This is a genomic window from Saccharopolyspora aridisoli, from assembly GCF_004348445.1.
GTDB lineage: Bacteria > Actinomycetota > Actinomycetes > Mycobacteriales > Pseudonocardiaceae > Saccharopolyspora > Saccharopolyspora aridisoli.
In genome coordinates, this window is sequence record NZ_SMKV01000008.1 from 44,242 (window position 1) to 60,425 (window position 16,184).

Consider the following 16,184-nt stretch of genomic DNA (forward strand, 5'->3'; position numbering starts at 1 on the left):
CCTGGCACCGAACCATCACTGGCTACTGGTGGGCACTCGTCACCCTTCGAACTAACCCACCGCTCGGGAAGACCTAGCCTCGTGGTGACTCGACCGCCCGCGAAGCCGTCAGACCGCGGTGAGACCGGCCCCTCGTGCCGAGTCGTGGTTCGCGAGAACCGGTCCGGTTCGGTCGTTCAGGGTGCGTGATGGAATGGGACGAGCCGCATTCGTACATGCGCGTCCGGGTCGGTGGGCAACCGCGCTGGCCACTGATCGGGACCGTTGGCAGGTCGGTTCTCCCACTCCATGTGGTACTGGGCCGGTACCGCTTCAGCCGGTGATCGGTGCAAGTAGTTGATGGTCAGCAAGGTCCGGGTCAACGGTCCGGCTCGGTCGAGTTGCCGGGAGATGTACTTCGCGGTGCGGCCGGGGTCGGACAGATCGTCGACGATCTGGCATTGGCAGTAGTAGGCGAGCGTTCCCACCTCGGCCGGGCTCACGATCGTCGAGCCGGGTCTTGTGGCGGAGATCGACTCGGCCATGCGCTGGTACTGGCTCGCGGTTGCCCAGTTGCCGTTGAGAGGTGCGGTGGCCCACGGGAGCCCGTGGCCGATGTCGACGCTGAGTGCGCACAGCACTGGGAGGGTCGCGATACTGAGCACAACATCGCTGCGGTCGTGCTGTCGCACGAGGGTCGAGACCGCGACTGCTGATGCGAGGGCGAATCCTGCGACGACCGGACCGTAGTACCAGTGGGCAGGTGGTGGCGCGAGCAGCACGAACGCCATCGCGTGGGCGGCGCCGCCAACTGCGAATCCCAGCGTCGCCTGGGCAGGGGCAGCGCTGCGGGGTTTCCTCCTCGCCGACCAAGCCCAGCAGGCAGACACGAGCCCGCACAGCAGCAGCAAGAAGGTCGTGCCGATTGCTGTTGTCCAGTGCTGGAAGTACCAGACGAGCCCGGTGGCGTAGGTCGCACCCCAGGACTCGCCCATTCGCGTCATGAGCGTGTCCGGCAGCGCCGATCCCAGGGTGAGCCAGCTCAGCACGTGCCACGGCAGGGCGATTGCCGAAGCCACGAGCGCACTGCGCAGGGCGCGACGACGAGCTGCCGAGATGGTCAGCACGACAGCTAGATCGATGATTGCGAAATCGGGGCGGGTCAAGACCAGCGCTCCGGCGACCACGCCCGTGGCCACCCAGTTCCCCGGGAGCGCGTGCCGTACCAATGCGATCAGCAGTGCAACCCCGAGATAGGTCTCCATGCCCACCGTCGAGGCCAGCAGCGGGTTCGACACCAGCAGCGCTACTCCGAGCAGAGGCAGGACCCGTCGCGGTAGCCCCGTCAGATCCGCGATCCGGTAGAGCCACACGCCCGAGGCTGTCGTCGTGATCACCAGCAGCAGCCCAACTGCCATGATCGGCGCACCGGTGCCTGCCGTGAGGAGCGCGAGCAACCAGACCTGCAAAGGTGATGTCGCGGTATTCGCCGTCTGCGTGGGAATGATCCCCCAATGCCCGAAGAAGGCGAGGTTGCGGGCGTAATCAACCGTGATGTAAGCGTCGTCCCCGAGGCCACGACGTGCGATCAGGAACATGAGTGCACCGGCCAACGCACTCATGGTCGCGACCAAGGCCAGCTGCGCGTGTTGTGGCCATTGTGGCCACACGCGGGTTGTCGCTGCTGTTCGCCGCTCACCGCTTGCCTGGACCATGTCCGTGATGATCCGACACTGATCTCGGCTTGGGCCCGGCCAAGGGGTGATGTTCACGAGGCCGTGTTACTGCCATCGACACGGAAGCTGCTGCGCAAGCTCGAGCGAGAGTTGATCACGCTGAGTGGGTGGTTGGTTGCCCCCATCACACGCATCTCGACCAGGCGTTCCAGCGTGTCGTGGCCGTAGGGGACTAGAGGAATCCGTTGATGCCCTTGAAGGTGGTTCGGGTAGTACCACCGGCATGACCCACCCGACCACGACCGTTCGGTGCGGTCCCGGACAGCACCCGAGGGCCCGTGACATCCTCCGGTGACCAGGTCGTCTCGATGCGAACGCGCCATGACGACAGGCTCCTGCCCGGCGGCAGGCGGCAAGGCCCCCACAGTGGACCTCAGCCGGCGCACCGATCGAAAGTGCCTGGCACGCCCCGGTTTCCTCAGATCACCGTCATGCGACGAAGGTGCGGACGTCTTGCGACACGCCGTCGTCGGTGAGGAAGCCGAGGTGCGTGATGCACCCGGTCTGGGTGTTGCGCGCACCCGCGACAACGGTGCTGTCGTCGGGGTCGATGGTCTCGTCGCAGGTCGACCACCACGTGCCGTAGGTGACCGCGCCCGGTGACTCGTCCCCGTCGTTGAGGGTGGTCAGGAACTCCGACCCCGGCCGCATTTCCACGCAGGACGCGTCGAAGCAGGAGTTCGCCGACGTGGTGCCGTGGTTCGGCCCGGCGAGCGAAACCCAGTCGTCGACCTCGTCGGCTCCACCGGCGAACTTGAGGTACCAGCGGCTGTTGAGCCCGCCCATCGAGTGCGTGACGATGTCGACCTTGGTTGCGCCGGTCCTGGCGAGCACGTCGTCGACGACGGCGGAGAGCTGATCGGCGGTGGTCTTGTTCGACTGCGCGGTGTTGTAGTTCCAGGCGGTGAGCTCGCCATCGGTGTAGCCGTCGGCCTTGAAGTCGGCCACCAGCTCGTTCCAGTTGGAGGCGCTGCCGTTCCAGCCGTGCACGAAGATCACCGGATCGCGTTCGACTGCTGTTGCGGGGGCTGCGGTGAGGGGCAGAGCGGTAGCTGCCGCTAAGGCGGCGGTCACGAGCAGACGGGTTCCACGCATGGGCTCCCCTTCGCTTGGAGGCAACATCACCGGGCGGATGTACCAACGGGTTGGCCATCGCGGGAGGTGCGCCTGTCGGGTCCTCACCACCCCGATGGCCGCTAACCGCGTTATAAGCCGTTTCCGGGCGCGCCTGCGAAGAGCCTGGTCGCGCGTGATGGGCGCCCGAAGCGGTGCACATCTCGCCGGAAAGGGATGGCCGCGGAGGAACTCGGTGTTCGCAGTGCCCGCGGCGCAGCGCTGAGCAACGGCAGTGTCCTCCCGATCTCGGAAGGGGGACTCCTCCACGAGGGCGTGTCCTTGGTCTGCTGCACTGTCGACAAAGCCCCGCTGCCACGAGTGCGACGGCACCCCTGCGTTCGCCGCTGTCGGGCCTGCTGCTTCAGCGCGCCCTCATGCAGCCGGTCGTGGCGAGGGTGTGCACCACGTCGGGTGCTCAGGCTCGGACGTAGTCGGCGAGGTGTTGGGCGGTCAGGGTCTTGCCGGAGGCGACCAGGTCGGCCGGGGTGCCTTCGAAGACGACCTGGCCGCCGTCGTGACCGGCGCCCGGACCGAGGTCGATGATCCAGTCCGCGTGAGCCATGACCGCCTGGTGGTGCTCGATGACGATCACCGACTTGCCCGAGTCCACGAGCCGGTCGAGCAGGCCGAGGAGCTGTTCCACGTCCGCCAGGTGAAGACCGGTGGTGGGCTCGTCGAGGACGTAGACGCCGCCCTTGTCGCCCATGTGCGTGGCCAGCTTGAGGCGTTGTCGCTCACCGCCCGAGAGCGTGGTCAGCGGCTGGCCGAGGCGCAGGTAGCCCAGGCCCACCTGGTTCATGCGCTGCAAGATCTTGTGCGCGGCGGGCGTTCGGGCGTCCCCGTCACCGAAGAACTCCTCGGCCTGGACGACGGACATGTCCAGCACTTCGCTGATGTCGCGCCCGCCGAGGAGGTGTTCCAGCACCGAGGCGTTGAACCGCTTGCCCTCGCACTCCTCGCACGTCGTGGCAACGGTTTCCACGATCCCGAGGTCGGTGTAGACGACCCCGGCGCCGTTGCAGGTGGGGCAGGCGCCTTCGGAATTCGCGCTGAACAGAGCGGGTTTCACACCGTTGGCCTTGGCGAACGCCTTGCGGATCGGGTCGAGCAGCCCGGTGTAGGTCGCCGGATTGCTTCGCCGCGAACTTCGGATGCCGCTCTGGTCGATGGACACCACGTCTTGTCCGGCCGGGATCGAGCCGTGGATCAGCGAGCTCTTGCCGGAACCCGCGACGCCGGTGACCACGCACAGCACGCCGAGCGGCACGTCGACGTCGACTTCGCGCAGGTTGTTGGCCGTCGCGCCGCGGATCTCCAGCGCAGCGGTGGCCTGGCGGACCTCCGACTTGAGCGAGGCGCGGTCGTCGAAGTGCTTGCCGGTCACGGTGTCGCTGGTGCGCAGACCGGCCACGTCACCTTCGAAGCAGACCGCGCCGCCGTCGGTTCCCGCGCCGGGACCCAGGTCCACGACGTGATCGGCGATGCTGATCGTTTCCGGCTTGTGCTCGACGACCAGGACCGTGTTGCCCTTGTTGCGCAGCCGCTGCAGCAGGTCGTTCATCCGCTGGATGTCGTGCGGGTGCAGCCCGATCGTTGGCTCGTCGAACACGTAGGTGACGTCGGTCAGCGACGATCCGAGGTGCCGGATCATCTTGGTGCGCTGGGCTTCACCGCCCGACAGTGTGCCGGCGGGCCGGTCCAGCGAGAGGTACCCGAGGCCGATCTCGACGAACGAGTCCAGGGTGTGGCGGAGCTTGCCGAGCAGCCGTTCCACCGACGGTTCGTCCAGCCCGCTGACCCATTCGGCCAGGTCGCTGATCTGCATCCGACAGGCGTCGGCGATGTTGATGCCCGCGATCTTCGACGACCGGGCTCCTTCGCTGAGCCGCGTGCCGTCGCACTCCGGGCAGGTGGCGAAGGCGATCGCGCGGTCCACGAAAGCGCGGATGTGCGGCTGCATCCCCTCGCGGTCCTTGGCCAGCATCGATTTCCGGATCCGCGGGATCAGGCCTTCGTAGGTGACGTTGACGCCCTCGACCTTGACCCGCGTCGCCTCCTTGTGGAGGAGGTCGTGCAGCTCCTTCTTGGTGTACTCGCGGATCGGCTTGTCCGGGTCGAGGAACCCCGAACCCATGTAGATCCGCCCGTACCAGCCGTCCATGGTGTAGCCGGGGATGGTCAGCGCGCCCTCGCGCAGCGACTTCGAGTCGTCGTAGAGCTGGGTGAGGTCGAAGTCGGAGACGCTGCCGCGCCCCTCGCACCTCGGGCACATGCCGCCGGTGATGCTGAACTCGCGGCGCTCCTTCACCTTCGTCCCGCCGCGCTCCACCGTGACCGCGCCCGCCCCGCTGATGGAGGCGACGTTGAACGAGAACGCTTGCGGTGAGCCGACGTGCGGTTTCCCGAGCTTGCTGAACAGGATCCGCAGCATCGCGTTCGCGTCGGTGGCGGTGCCGACCGTGGAACGCGGGTCCGCGCCCATGCGCTCCTGGTCGACGATGATCGCCGTGGTCAGCCCGTCGAGCACGTCGACGTCGGGTCGCGCCAGCGTCGGCATGAAGCCCTGCAGGAACGCGCTGTAGGTCTCGTTGATCATCCGCTGCGACTCGGAGGCGATCGTGCCGAAGACCAGCGAGCTCTTGCCCGATCCCGACACGCCGGTGAACACGGTCAACCGGCGCTTGGGGATCTCGACGCTCACGTCCTGGAGGTTGTTGACCCGCGCCCCGTGAACCCGGATCAGGTCGTGGCTGTCGGCGATGTGCATCGCGGCTCCGTTCACTGCGCTTCCTGAATCCTGATCAGGTTCCCGGCGGGGTCCCGGACGGCGCAGTCGCGCACGCCGTAGGGCTGGTCGGTGGGTTCCTGGACGATCTCGGCGTCACCGGCCTGCAGCGCGTCGAACGTGGCGGTGAGATCCGGTGTGGCCAGCAGGATTCCGGCGTAGGTCCCCTTGGCCATCATCTCGCTGATCACCTGCCGCTCGTCGTCGGTGATGCCCGGGTCGACGCCCGGCGGGTGCAGCACGATCGAGGTGCCGGGCTGCCCGGGCGGGCCGACGGTCAGCCAGCGCATCCCGGCGTAGCCGACGTCCTTGCGGACCTCGAAGCCGAGCAGATCGCGGTAGAAGGCCAGGGCCGCCTCCGAATCGTCCTGCGGGAGGAAGCTGGCGTTGATGCTGATGTCCATGTCAATCACGCTATGAGCTGCTCGGGGACGGCGCTTCTCGATTCCTGACCGGTCTGGTGACCTGCTTGGCCAGGCATGGCACGAGCGCCGCCGTCCCGGCCGCTGCGCGCCGGTACGTGCTGGGCGAGACCCCGACGAGCTCCGTGAACCGGGTGCTGAAGGTGCCCAGCGACGAGCAGCCGACCTCGAAGCACACCTCGGTGACGCTCAGGTCGCCTCGCCGCAGCAACGCCATCGCCCGCTCGATCCGCCTGGTCATCAGGTAGGCGTACACGGATTCGCCGTAGGCGGCCCGGAAACGCCTGCTGAGGTGTCCGGCGGACATGTTCACCCCGCGCGCCAGCGCCTCGACGTCCAGCGGCTGCGCGTACTCGCGATCGATCCGATCCCGGACCCGCCTCAGCAACGCGAGGTCCCGCAACCGCGCCGACCTGCCCGATGACCCACCCACCTGCGAAATCCTGCCACGCCGGTCCGACAGCCGCGCCCGTTTCATCCCGGGACCCGGATCAGGGTTCGCGGCCGGTGAAGGCCAACAGCTCCTCGAACGGGCTCGCGTCCTGGGGCGCCGACGTTGCCGCGCCGAACATTCCTCCGGTGCGCAGCTCGTCCTCGCTGCTCTGGGACTGGAACCGCATGACGGCGTCGACGGCGGCGTCGTCCGGCGAGTACGGCAGGTCGACAGCGCGGGCCAGGTCCCAGCCGTGGATCACGGCTTCCGACAGGCTGATGTTGGCGACCACCCAGCCCGGCGTCGGGCCGAACGCGAACGGGAGCTGCTGATCGAGAACCCCCGGCCTGCTGAAGGCGGCCAGGTTGAGCCGCGCTGCTTCGGCGAACGCCGTCGCCACCTCGTCGACGGGGATTCGCGGGTCCTCGGCGGGCAGCCCGGTGGCCTGCCCCGCCGCTACCTGCCCGAAGTACCTCGCACCACCGACGAGATGACTGCCGACCTGGCCGGCGGTCCACCCGTCGCAAGGACTCGGATTTCCAAACCGCTGCGACGGCACCGCCTGCAGCACCGCCGAGGTGGCCTCGAAGGCCCCCTCCAACAACCCGACCAGCTCAGAACCCGTCACCGGTTCGCGCTTCTGCATGCCCGCTCCTCCTCTCGGACTGTCGCAGAGGTAGACCGGCGATCCGCTGGGAAGTCATCGCCGCGACGGCCTCCCGCGTTCGTCGGTGGCCGCCGGTAGCGTTCGGATGATCGAGGGCGGGGAGGGATCGTGGTGGGAGACCACAGCGCTGCCGTCCGATGTGTTCGACCCGGTGGTGCTCGTCCACCTCGGCCGCCCGGCGGCACCGGCAGAACGCGCTGCTGCGAGCGCTGAGCAGGGTGGATCGGGCGGTGTCCGCGGTCGAACGCGATCCAAACGTAGCGACGCCCCCGCGCTCAACCGGCCTGGGGGTTACCGGGAGTGCGGGGGCGTCAAGGTCCACCCCTGGGGGTCAGGTGGACGGCGTCAATGCTACTGCGTGGTATCCGAGATGTCTCTAGGGGCAGAGATCTTTTTTCACTCGCACGGCGGTGAACCGCAGGCAGGTCTGTGTGAGTGGACCGATCGCCACCGCGTAGAGGACCGTCCCCAGGCCCGCAGTGCCGCCGAGCAGCCATCCGGCTGCGAGCACGCAGACCTCGATGGACGTCCGCACCAGACGCACCGACCAGCCCGTTCGCGCGTGCAGCCCGGTCATCAGGCCGTCCCGAGGGCCCGGTCCGAGGCGGGCGCCGACGTAGGTCGCGGTCGCCAGGGCGTTGAGCACGATCCCTGCGATCAGCAGCGGAACCCGGACCCCCAGGCCCTCCACCGGAGGGAGCAGGGCGAGGGTGGCGTCCACCGCGACCGCGATCAGCAGCACGTTGGCGATCGTGCCCACGCCCGGCCGCTGCCGCAGCGGTAGCCAGGAGAGCAGGACCGCGACGCCCACCACCGCGCTCGCCATCCCCATGCTCACGCCCAGCCGCTCCGAGATCCCCTGGTCGAGCACGCTCCACGGCGACAGGCCGAGGTCGCCGCGCACCATGAGCGCCAGACTCGCCCCGTAGAGCAGGAGGCCGCCGAGGAGCTGCGGGAACCGTGCGTGCGGGCGGAAGCGCATCGACAGCGGTGAGAGGTCCAGTGGAGCGGGGATCGAAGCCATGCTCCCTTCTTACCGGTGAATTGGACTTCATATCGATAGCCAATGTGGCTAGATTGGACTCATGTTGCCGACACCGGGCGCTCACATCTACGGCCAGAAGCTCGTCGATCTCCTCGGGTCCTGGCCCGGCACGTCCCGACCCTCCTCGCAGCTGCTCGCCGAGGGCATTCGCCAGCTGGTGCTCGACGGACGGCTGCCGCCGGGAACCCGGTTGCCCGCCGAGCGCGAACTCGCCGCCGCTCTCGACGTGAGCCGGACCCTGGTCACCAGGGCGATCGAGCGGTTGCGGGAGGACGACTTCGTGGCGAGTCGCCGAGGTGCCGGCTCGTGGGTGAAGCTGCCGGATTCGCGGCGGGGCAACGAGATGCACGGCGGCTGGTTCCCGTCCAACGACCCGGGCGTGATCAACCTGGCCCAGGCGACCCCGGGCGCTCCGCCCGAGATGCGCGGAGCCGTGGAACGCGCGCAGGTGCGCCTCGCCGAGCAGCTCGGGGACCACGGTTACCAGCCGCACGGGCTCCCCGCGCTGCGCACCCGCATCGCCGAGCGGTACACCGCGCGCGGTCTGCCGACCAACCCCGAGCAGATCTTGGTCACCAACGGTGCTCAGCACGCGTTCGCGCTGGTCCTGCGGACGCTGGTCGCACCGGGCGAGCGGGTCCTCGTCGAACACCCCACCTACCCCAACGCCGTCGAGGCGCTGCGTGGTCACGGCGTGACCCCGGTGGCCGTGCCGATGACCGACGACGGCTGGGACCTGGAGCTGCTCACCGCCACGCTGCGCCAGACCGCGCCCCGGCTGGCCTACCTGATCCCCGACTTCCACAACCCCACCGGTGTGCGGCTGGACGCCGAGGGCCGTTCCAGGCTGGCGACGGCCCTGGCGAGGACCTGCACGAACGCGGTCATCGACGAGACGCTGATCGACATCGACCTCACCGAGGAGGGACCGCCGCCGCCGATGGCGAGCTTCACCGAGCGCGCCATCACCATCGGCTCGGCGGGCAAGTCGTTCTGGGGAGGGCTGCGGCTCGGCTGGATCCGGGCCGGCGAGGAGTTCGTGCAGCGACTGGTGCTCGGGCGGGCGGCCATCGATCTGGGCACCCCGGTGCTGGAGCAGCTGGTGCTCGCGGAACTGCTCGAGGACGCCGAACCGGTTCTGGCCCGGCGGCGGGAGGAAACCCGGCAGCGGCTTGCGGTCTTGGTCGCCGCGCTGCGAGAACACTTGCCGGAGTGGCGTTTCCGCCTGCCCGACGGCGGGCTGTCGCTCTGGTGCGACGTCGGCGAACCCGTCTCCAGCAGGCTGGCGGTCGCGGCCGAGGCGCACGCTGTTCGGTTGGCGCCGGGAGCTCGCTTCTCGGTGAACGGATCACTGGAGCGCTGGATCCGGGTGCCCTACACGTTGCCGGGTGAACGGCTGGTCGAAGCCATCCAGCGGCTCGCTGCGGCAGCGGGTTCGGTGCGGCCAGGACCAGCACCGAACCCGCTCACCGTTCCGATCGCCTGAAGCTGACACCCCTCGTAGAAAGCTTCAGGCCCACGCCGGTGGAATTCGTGCGAGTTCCTGTGCGCGCTTCGCACGGACCCGCACCCAGGAGTAGTCGCCGGCCGCCCGTCGGCACGGCCCCTCGACGTGCCGACGGGCGGTGCGGCCAGAGGGCGCCACCCCGGCGCCGCAGGGGCAATTGCGGCACCGGGGCCAGAGCCAGCCTTACTCTCAGCAGGTCAGAAACGCTTGATCAGCGATGTTCTTGATCGACGCTGCCGGACAGGCTGGTGGCGCCCCGTTCCGATCCGGTCGGGCGCAGACGTCCGGATCGGAGTTCATCGGGTGGTGTTGACACCAGGGTCACCGCAGGAGCGGTGATGCGCAGGCCGGAACGGCCGCGATCAGTCAGGCGACGCCGTGGTTTCGGCCGATCGGGTGCAGACGTTCGGTCCGATGTCGCGCTGAGCCACCAAGGTGGCAGCGCTGCCCGAGAGGTCGGGTGCGGTGGGCAGGATGGCAAGAGCTTGGCGCAGGCCACCGACACCACCGACGCTCGCCGTGGTCAGCGCGCTCGCGGGAGGCGAGCAGGGCGACGGCACGGCAGGGCTCGGGCTGTCCGAAGGGTCGCCGTCCGGCGTTTCGTCCGCATCAGGTGCCCGGGGCCGTGCATCATCGCGAGTGGTGCTGGTTCCCGACGCTTTCACCGATTCGCGGACCGTCGGCCCCGTGAAGGCGGCGCTGGACGGTGCGCTCGACTGCTCGTCGGCGACGGCGTGGGTGTTCTTGTGACGTGCGCTGCTGCCCTTGCCCAGCGAATCGCGCTCGCTCTGGGTACCGGAATTCGCTTGGGCCGAGCTCCCGTTGGACGAGCAGTTGGCGTTCGCGGAGGCGTCCCCGCTCGAGGTCTCGTTCGCGTTGGCGTTCGCCGACGCGTTGTCGGGGACCGCGGGAGTCGTGACCGACGGTTCGGCGGGTTCGCCGGGTTCGGCCTTCTCCGGTTTCGCCGGATCGGCCTTCTCAGGCCTTTCCGGCTGAACCCTTTTCGGCGGGTCGGGCTCCTCGGTCTCGACCGCCTTCTGGGGCCCGGGGGTCCTCTGCTGGGAGAGCTTCCCAGCGGGCTTCGACGATTCTCCAGACCCCGAGCCCGTGGCCATTGATCCGGGAGAGTGATCAGCGGAGTCGGGCTTACTCGACGCTGATGCCGAAGCGGACTGCTGCGATACGACCGGTTTGTCGGCGTGCGCATTCTCGCCGGCTGAAGCCGCGGTCGCACCGCCGACCGTCACCCCCAGGCACAAACCGCTGAAGAGAGAAGCCTTGACCAGGAACGCAGCGGTGCGCGAATGGGGACCGCGCACTGCGCGAATTCCCTTCACGGTCACCACCGCCAATTCCGGTCGAGTCGCGCCGCGTGGCGCGGTGGAGCAACGGCTGCACCATGATCGGCGCCTCCGGCTGACATTCAACCACCCCAGGGGGCGATTTCGGACCACCTTGAGCGACGATCACGACAGTTGGGCCAGCATTCTCCATGCATTTGGAGGACTCCGGAAGGGGCCAAATGTTGTCGTTAAGGATGATCCCCTTTCCCCGAAGGGGTCTCGTCCGCTGTGGACCTAGCCCGAAAGCGGCACAGTGTCCGCTGTGGATCAGGATCAGAATCAGGAACAGCTGGGTCTAGAAGAACTCCACCGCATCTGGACGTCCTACGGGCACGAGATGCTGCTGCACGATCTCGGCGGCGATGGCGAATGCCTGGTCAGGCGCGGTGAATTGCTGGCTCCGGCGGACTCGCTGGACCCGGTGCTCGACCGGTACCGCAGGTGGATCGATCGGGTGCACCACGACGAAGACCTGCTGCTCGCCAGAATTCGGCTCCGCGATGCCGAACGCGACCATTGCGTCGACCTGGCAGGAGAGGGTGCCGGTGCCTCGGTGAACAACGTCCACGTCGGCAGTCCGGTCATGTTCGGAACTCCGGTGATGTTCGGTACCGGGGACGAACCGGAATTCACCCTTCCATTCGCAGCGCCGCCTTCGGCCGAATGGGAACCACCGGTGTTCGTCGGCGTGCTCGACACCGGTTGTGATCGGCATCCCTGGTTCACCGGCCGCCCGGATTTCGAAGCGGTTCCGGAGGAATTGGACGCCGATGATGACTCCGGTCAGGACCGGCAGGCAGGGCACGGCACTTTCGTCAGCGGAATCGTCCTGCAGCACGCACCGGGCGCGGTCATCCGGCCGCAGCGCGTGCTGTCCTCGCTGGGATTCACCGACGACTGCACCGTCGCCTCCGGACTGCGCGCCCTGCGGCGCTCGGCGCAGCGCCGGGGCGAGTCGATCGACGTGGTCGTGCTGACCTCCGGCTGCCACACCGCCGACGACCGCTGCCCGGAGGTCCTGGCCTCAGCGCTGCGCGCGATGGACCCGGCCGTCGTGGTGGCCGCGGCCGGCAACCACGGCCGGACCCGGCCCTTCTGGCCTGCCGCCGCGCCCGAGGTGCTGGCCGTTGCCGCGACCGGGGCCGACGGCAAGATCGCGTCGTTCTCCAACACCGGCGGCTGGGTCGACGCCGCGGCCCCCGGCGTGGACGTGCGCAGCTGCTTCGTCCAGATGGCGCCCGGCGGTGACCGCGACTTCGGCTACGCGCGCTGGAGCGGGACGTCCTTCGCCGCGCCCAGGGTCGCCGCCATGATCGCCACGGCCCTGCAAGCGGAGCGGGTCCCCGCGCGGGCCCGCGAGCTCGTCGAGCACTGCTACCCGTACGACACCGCGTTGCCTGAGCCCGTCGCGGCCGAGTGATTCAGTACCGCGATTCTTGACCCGATCGTGCGGTATCCACCGCCAACTGAATCTTTGAGCCCCCCTTCGTCCTCTTACTCGGTGGGAAGGAAGAGAGACACCGAGCTCCGGAGGTGCTGGTCGTGTACGAGGTCGGAGAAGCCGGTCCGGCTGCGGTGCTGCTGAATCGGGCAGCGTCCGGGGACGAACAGGCGTGGCGGGAGCTGGTGGACTTGTACACGCCGGTGATCTGGGGTGTCTCGCGGGCGTACGCCGGCAACACCGCGGACGCCGAGGACGTCTGCCAGGCGACCTGGTTGTCGCTGGCGGAGAACCTCGAACGCATCCGGTTGCGCCGCGCGCGGGCGCGGGAAGCGCCCGTCGGCCTGGACACCGATCACCTGGGCGCGACCGAGCACTCCGAGGCCGCCGAGAAGCTGGCGCTGCGCGTGGTCTCCGGTACCCGGTTGGCGCAGGCGTTCGGCGCGTTGCCGCAGCGTTGCCAACAGCTGCTGCGGGTCTTGGCCGTCGCGCCGGAGACCACCTACGCGCAGGTCAGCGAGGCGTTGGGGATACCGAGAGGAACGATCGGCCCGAAGAAGAGCCGGTGCTTGGCTGAGCTGCGCAGGCGGTTGGTCAGCGCCGACCTGCCCGAGGAGGTGGCGGGATGAAGCAGCGGATTCCGGCGGAATTGCGCCGACTGCGCGAACTGTTCCAGAACCAGGACCCGGTCCCGGACCGAGTGCTGGCCGGCTCGTACGCGGCGGTCGCGATGCGCGCGGCGCGCGGTGACAGGGGCGAGCTCAAGCTCGTCGGTGACTCCGCGGACGAGCGCATCGGCGTGCGCACCGGCGGCTCGCAGTCCCGCGTGCTGACGTTCGCGATGCCCGGCCGGGTGCTGGAGATGGACGTGGTGCCCACGGCGGCGGGCCTGGTCCGGGTGTCCGGGATGGTGCTCAACCGGTCCGGGCAGGCACCGCCGACCGGCGAGGTGGTGTTGCGCCACCCGTCCGGCGAGCGCAGCGGGGAACTGGACCGGCACGGCGCGTTCCAGGTGGCCGACGTACCGCGCGGGCCGCTGAGCGTGGTGTTCCGCCCCGAGCGGGCCGAGCCCGCCATCGCGGATTGGCTGGTCTGTTGAGCGCGGCGACGGCGGTGGCGCCGCCGGGTGCGATCGAGGCCGCGCTGCGGTGGCGCGACGAGGCGACCGCGGCACCGCACGACGCGTCGCGAGAGGCCGAACGACTGCTGTCGGGTGCGGCTCCGGACGGTGAGTTGCGGGTGCTGGCCCGGCACATCGCCGCGCTGGCGGCGGTCGAGCTCGGCCGCGTCGACGAGGCGCGCAGGCACGTGCGGCTCGGGCTGTCCACCGCGCAACGCGGTGGCTGGTCCAAGCGGGCCGCGCAGCTGCAGCTGACGCTGGCGTGGATCGAGCTGGAACGAGGCGCCACCGGAGCGAGCTGGGCGAACCTCGCCGCCGCCGAACCGCACCTGCCCGCCGAAGACCGGCCCAGGGCGACGTGCCTTCGCGGGTTGCTGCACTGCCAGCGCGGCCACCACCGGGACGCGAGACTGCGCTTGACCAGCGCTCTGGTCCACCTCGACGGGGATCGGCGGTGGAAGGCCAACGCGCTGCTCGGTCGCGGCCTGGCCAACCTCTACACCAACAGGCTGGAGGAGGCCGAGCAGGACCTGGCCGACGCCGAGCGGATCTTCATCGACGACGCGCGCGGTGCGCGCGCCGCAGGCTGCCGGCACAACCGGGGCTGCGTGGCGTTCCGGGCGGGCGATCTGCCCCGGGCGCTGCGGCTCTTCGAGCAGGCGGAGGCGGCCGGGCTCGACGTCACCGCGAACCCGGAAGCCTCTGTGGACAGAGGTGAAGCATTGGCGGCGGCGGGACTGACCCGGCACGCCCGCGCGGTGATGGAACAGGCGGCGCAGCGCTTGGCCGCCACCGGACGGCAGGGCCGGCTCGCCGAAACCCGGCTCGCGCTGGCCGAATGCGCGCTGCGTGACGGCGACCCGGCTGCGGCGGCGGAGGCGGCGAGCGAGGCGAGGCGGTTGTTTCGCGGCCAGAAGCGGCCTGCCTGGGCGGCGTTGGCGTCGGCGATCGTGTGGCAGGCGAAGCTGCGGTCCGGGCAGAACACGCGGTACGCCCTGTCAGCGGCGCGACGAGCCGCCAACGCGTGCGAGGACTTCGGGTGGCGCGCAGCCGCCGCCGAGCTCCGGCTCACCGCAGGGCGCACCGCGCAGCTGGCGGGCCTGACCTCGGTGGCGCGCAAGCTGCTCGGGCGCTGCGCTGATCTGCGCGAGCTCGCCGTGCCACCACAGCTGCGAGCCCTGGGCTGGTTGGCCGAGGCGCTGCTCGCCGAGCAGGAGGGCAACACCGCCCGGCTGCTGCGGGCGTGCCGAGCCGGGCTCAAGGCCGTCGACGGCCAGGCGGTCGGCATGGCCGCCTTCGAGATGCGGGTGCACGCGCTGGGACTGGGCGACGAGCTCGGTGAGGTCGCGGTGCGCGCCGCACTGCGCATCGGAGACCCGCAGCTGGTGCTGCGCTGGACCGAACGCTCGCGGGCCAGCGCGCTGCACCGCCGGGCGCTGCGACCGCCGTCGGACCCGCGGCTGAACGCGGCCTTGGTCAGGCTGCGCGGTGCGGTGCTCGACGCGCAACGCGCGGCGGACCCGAAGCGGGCCTTGAACACCGTCGCCGAGCTGGAAGAACAGGTGCGGCACCAGGCGATGCTCGTGGAGGGTCGCACGGACCGGCTGCGGGCGGCGGCCGAGATCGGGGAGATCAGCGCCGCACTCACGGACGCCGTCCTGCTGAGCCTGTTCTCCGAGAACGGCAGGCTCTTCGCGGTGTCCATCGTGGACGGTGAGGCTGCGCTGCACGTGCTCGGACCGGAGACAACGGCGGAGGGCCAGGCCGTCCGCCTCCGCCACCTGCTCGCGCGACAGGCGTGCGGCGTGGACTCCCGCGCGGCCCCGATGTTCGAGCACGGAGTCGAGCTGGCCGCGGCCGAACTCCAAGCGCAGCTGTTGGCACCCGTCCTCCCAGCCCTGAAGCAGGGGCGCGAACTCGTCGTGGTGCCCACCGGTCGGCTGCACCTGCTGCCGTGGGCGGCGCTGCCCGCGTGCCGGGGCAACCCCGTCACGGTCAGCCCGTCGATCCGCTGCTGGCTGGGAGGCGCCGAGCGGGCACGTGAGGCGGATCCGCACGGCGGCAAGGCGTGGATCGCCGGGCCGCGTTTGGACCACGCCGAACGCGAGGTCCGCACGCTGCACCACCGCGGAGGCGGGCGGCTGCTCACCGGATCAGGCGCGAGAACCGACCGCGTTCTGTCCGCATTGGACGGAGCCCGCGTAGCGCACCTGGCCGCGCACGGCCACTTCCGTGACGACCAACCGCTGCTGTCCTGCTTGGACCTCGACAACGGCCCGCTCTACGCGCACGACCTCGACGGCCTCCGCCGCAGCCCCACCACGGTGGTGCTGTCGGCCTGCGACGTCGGGAAGTCCGCGATCAGCAGGGGTGATCAGCTCAGCGGGCTGACCGCGACCCTGTTGGACCGGGGCACAGCGACGGTGATCGCCAGCGTCGTCCCGGTCCCCGACGAGCGGACGGTGGAGGTGATGCTGTCGCTCCACGACGGGCTCGACGCAGGCGTGCCGCCTGCCGCTGCCCTGGCCGAAGCCCAAGCGCGGCACGGCGAAACCGGGTTCATCTGCATCGGGTACGGAGGTGGTTGAGG

13 protein-coding genes are annotated in these 16,184 nt (G+C 69.7%); 5 read left to right on the forward strand and 8 right to left on the reverse strand.

What is annotated here, in order from left to right; genetic code table 11:
* Window positions 1–176 precede the first annotated feature (176 nt).
* From E1161_RS08475 to yczE, 7 genes are all read right to left on the reverse strand, one after another.
* Complete coding sequence (locus E1161_RS08475) at window positions 177–1,751, reverse strand: hypothetical protein (RefSeq protein WP_132621357.1); 1,575 nt, start codon at window positions 1,749–1,751, stop codon at window positions 177–179.
* Between the two features lie 393 nt (window positions 1,752–2,144).
* Complete coding sequence (locus tag E1161_RS08480; RefSeq protein WP_132621359.1) at window positions 2,145–2,810, reverse strand: esterase/lipase family protein; 666 nt, start codon at window positions 2,808–2,810, stop codon at window positions 2,145–2,147.
* A 436-nt stretch (window positions 2,811–3,246) separates the two neighbouring features.
* On the reverse strand, window positions 3,247–5,598 hold the full coding sequence (locus E1161_RS08485) for an ATP-binding cassette domain-containing protein (RefSeq protein ID WP_132621613.1): 2,352 nt from the start codon (window positions 5,596–5,598) through the stop codon (window positions 3,247–3,249).
* An 11-nt stretch (window positions 5,599–5,609) separates the two neighbouring features.
* Entirely contained in the window at window positions 5,610–6,020 is a 411-nt protein-coding gene (locus tag E1161_RS08490; protein ID WP_132621361.1) for a VOC family protein, read from the reverse strand.
* A 10-nt stretch (window positions 6,021–6,030) separates the two neighbouring features.
* The gene (locus E1161_RS08495) at window positions 6,031–6,471 is read right to left on the reverse strand and encodes a helix-turn-helix transcriptional regulator (protein ID WP_235874884.1); all 441 of its coding nucleotides are present in this window, start codon (window positions 6,469–6,471) and stop codon (window positions 6,031–6,033) included.
* A gap of 58 nt (window positions 6,472–6,529) precedes the next feature.
* Window positions 6,530–7,117, reverse strand: coding sequence for a TIGR03086 family metal-binding protein (locus tag E1161_RS08500; protein ID WP_132621365.1), 588 nt, complete (start codon window positions 7,115–7,117; stop codon window positions 6,530–6,532).
* 397 nt (window positions 7,118–7,514) lie between these two features.
* Window positions 7,515–8,162, reverse strand: coding sequence for a membrane protein YczE (gene yczE / locus E1161_RS08505; protein WP_165939728.1), 648 nt, complete (start codon window positions 8,160–8,162; stop codon window positions 7,515–7,517).
* A 61-nt stretch (window positions 8,163–8,223) separates the two neighbouring features.
* Between yczE and yczR the strand changes: the two genes are divergently transcribed.
* Window positions 8,224–9,669: a MocR-like transcription factor YczR gene (gene yczR, locus E1161_RS08510; RefSeq protein ID WP_132621367.1), complete on the forward strand. Its 1,446-nt coding sequence runs from the start codon at window positions 8,224–8,226 to the stop codon at window positions 9,667–9,669.
* Between the two features lie 383 nt (window positions 9,670–10,052).
* Here the strand turns inward: yczR and E1161_RS08520 are convergent, their stop codons facing one another.
* Complete coding sequence (locus tag E1161_RS08520) at window positions 10,053–11,042, reverse strand: hypothetical protein (RefSeq protein WP_132621371.1); 990 nt, start codon at window positions 11,040–11,042, stop codon at window positions 10,053–10,055.
* Between the two features lie 253 nt (window positions 11,043–11,295).
* Between E1161_RS08520 and E1161_RS08525 the strand changes: the two genes are divergently transcribed.
* From E1161_RS08525 to E1161_RS08540, 4 genes are all read left to right on the forward strand, one after another.
* Window positions 11,296–12,453 carry a S8 family peptidase gene (locus tag E1161_RS08525; protein ID WP_235874885.1) on the forward strand — a complete coding sequence of 386 codons (1,158 nt, stop codon included), beginning with the start codon at window positions 11,296–11,298 and terminating at the stop codon, window positions 12,451–12,453.
* 122 nt (window positions 12,454–12,575) lie between these two features.
* Window positions 12,576–13,103, forward strand: coding sequence for an RNA polymerase sigma factor (locus E1161_RS08530; protein WP_132621373.1), 528 nt, complete (start codon window positions 12,576–12,578; stop codon window positions 13,101–13,103).
* Window positions 13,100–13,573: a hypothetical protein gene (locus E1161_RS08535; protein ID WP_132621375.1), complete on the forward strand. Its 474-nt coding sequence runs from the start codon at window positions 13,100–13,102 to the stop codon at window positions 13,571–13,573. Before E1161_RS08530 ends, E1161_RS08535 begins: the two co-directional genes overlap by 4 nt.
* Window positions 13,570–16,182 carry a CHAT domain-containing protein gene (locus E1161_RS08540; protein ID WP_132621377.1) on the forward strand — a complete coding sequence of 871 codons (2,613 nt, stop codon included), beginning with the start codon at window positions 13,570–13,572 and terminating at the stop codon, window positions 16,180–16,182. Before E1161_RS08535 ends, E1161_RS08540 begins: the two co-directional genes overlap by 4 nt.
* The last annotated feature ends 2 nt before the right edge of the window (window positions 16,183–16,184 follow it).

Bases quoted from the DNA above. Each gene is read 5' to 3' on its own strand.
- yczE (WP_165939728.1), bottom strand. From the start codon at position 8,162: ATGGCTTCGATCCCCGCTCCACTGGACCTCTCACCGCTGTCGATGCGC.
- E1161_RS08485 (WP_132621613.1), bottom strand. From the start codon at position 5,598: ATGCACATCGCCGACAGCCACGACCTGATCCGGGTTCACGGGGCGCGG.
- yczR (WP_132621367.1), top strand. From the start codon at position 8,224: ATGTTGCCGACACCGGGCGCTCACATCTACGGCCAGAAGCTCGTCGAT.
- E1161_RS08490 (WP_132621361.1), bottom strand. From the start codon at position 6,020: ATGGACATCAGCATCAACGCCAGCTTCCTCCCGCAGGACGATTCGGAG.
- E1161_RS08535 (WP_132621375.1), top strand. From the start codon at position 13,100: ATGAAGCAGCGGATTCCGGCGGAATTGCGCCGACTGCGCGAACTGTTC.
- E1161_RS08500 (WP_132621365.1), bottom strand. From the start codon at position 7,117: ATGCAGAAGCGCGAACCGGTGACGGGTTCTGAGCTGGTCGGGTTGTTG.
- E1161_RS08480 (WP_132621359.1), bottom strand. From the start codon at position 2,810: ATGCGTGGAACCCGTCTGCTCGTGACCGCCGCCTTAGCGGCAGCTACC.